This window comes from Mycobacterium helveticum (genome assembly GCF_007714205.1).
Classification (GTDB): domain Bacteria; phylum Actinomycetota; class Actinomycetes; order Mycobacteriales; family Mycobacteriaceae; genus Mycobacterium; species Mycobacterium helveticum.
Genome location: NZ_VMQU01000283.1, coordinates 1 through 1,426 on the forward strand (window position 1 = coordinate 1; position 1,426 = coordinate 1,426).

2 protein-coding genes are annotated in these 1,426 nt (G+C 72.1%); both read left to right on the forward strand.

The window, feature by feature from the left end; genetic code table 11:
• Nucleotides 1-199 (forward strand): hypothetical protein (locus FPZ47_RS29090; RefSeq protein ID WP_210420043.1); only part of this gene is annotated, 199 nt, incomplete at its 5' end.
• Between the two features lie 191 nt (nt 200-390).
• A partial coding sequence (locus tag FPZ47_RS27490; RefSeq protein WP_428321256.1) for a DUF7159 family protein occupies nt 391-1,426 on the forward strand: 1,036 nt, incomplete at its 3' end.

Sequence of the window (1,426 nt, forward strand, 5' to 3'; positions counted from 1 at the left end):
GGGGCTGTGGGGGCGGATATTGAGCCCCAGCACGAGCGCCGCCACCCCGGAGACGAACATCGCCAGCACGGCGCCGGGACCGACCGCGAATCCCCCGCAGCAGGGTCCGCCGCTGAGTCCCGGTGGCGACGATCACGGTGGGGGCGCCTGGGTCCGCCGCCACCTCGACCGATACGGCATTCCCCTCCCCTGGCCGTAACGAGCACTCGGACCGCCCGGCGGGGAGCGCGGTAAAATCACGGCCCAAGGGGAACATGCCCAAGGGGAACATGGCCAAGGGGATCATCGGTGGGGACGACCGGCGCGTCAGCGACGCCGGATGGTGTGAGGACGACGGCTCGAAGCCACCGGCTGGCAAACGACGACCTGGCAAACGACGATGGAGGAGCTTTGGACACGGTACTTGGCGTGTCGATGGCGCCGACGGCAGTCCGGATGGTGCTGGTCGAGGGGCAGGGCGGTGACGGTGCCACCGTCGACGAGGACCACTTCCAGATAGCCGACAACGGGACGGCGACGATCAGCGCCGCCGACCAGGTGGTGTCGGCCATCCTGGGCACCAAGGAAGGCGCCGCCGAGGGCGGCTACCAGTTGGCCTCCACCGGGGTCACCTTCTCCGATCCCGCCGAGGCCGCAGCCCTGCGCGATGCGCTGGCCGCTCACAAGATCGAGAACGTGATGCTGGTCTCGGCCTTCCTGGCCGCGGCCGCGTTGGCCCAGGCTGTCGGGAACCACACCAACTACGCCCAGACCGCGCTGCTTTTCATCGAGCCCGATACCGCCACCCTGGCGGTGGTCGACACTGCCGACGGGTCGATCACCGACGTTCACCGGGAGGCGCTGCCCGACGACGACGACGCGGCGGTCGCCCAATTGGCCGCGATGGTCTCCGAGGCCGAGGGCCTGGCCCCGCGCCCGGACGCGGTGTTCGTCGTCGGGGCCGGCATCGACATCCCGATGATCAAGCCGGCGCTGGAGGCGGCGGCCACGCTGCCGCTGACCACGCCCGAGGAGCCGGCCACGGCGCTGGCCCGCGGGGCCGCGCTGGCGTCGGCGAGCGCCCCGCTGTTCGCATCGTCGACCGCGGCGCTGGCCTACGCCCAGGACCCCGGCACCGGCACCATCGATCCGCTGGCCATCGCCCCCGGCTACTTCGAGGCCGGCGCTGACGCGGGCCTGGACAACCTCGCCTACAGCGCCGTCGCCGACGACGACGCCTACACCGGCGCCTACCCCGGTGCCCGCACCGCCGCGACCAGCCTCCTGGACGGCGGCTACCGCGATCGCGGGTTCAAGCTGCTGGGGACCGTCCTGGGTGGGGTTTTCATCGTCGGGGTGGCGGCGCTGGTCGTCGCCCTGGCGATCGCCATCCGCCCCACCGCCGACGTGCGGCCCGTCCCCGGCCACAAACTCGTCGCTCCCACCC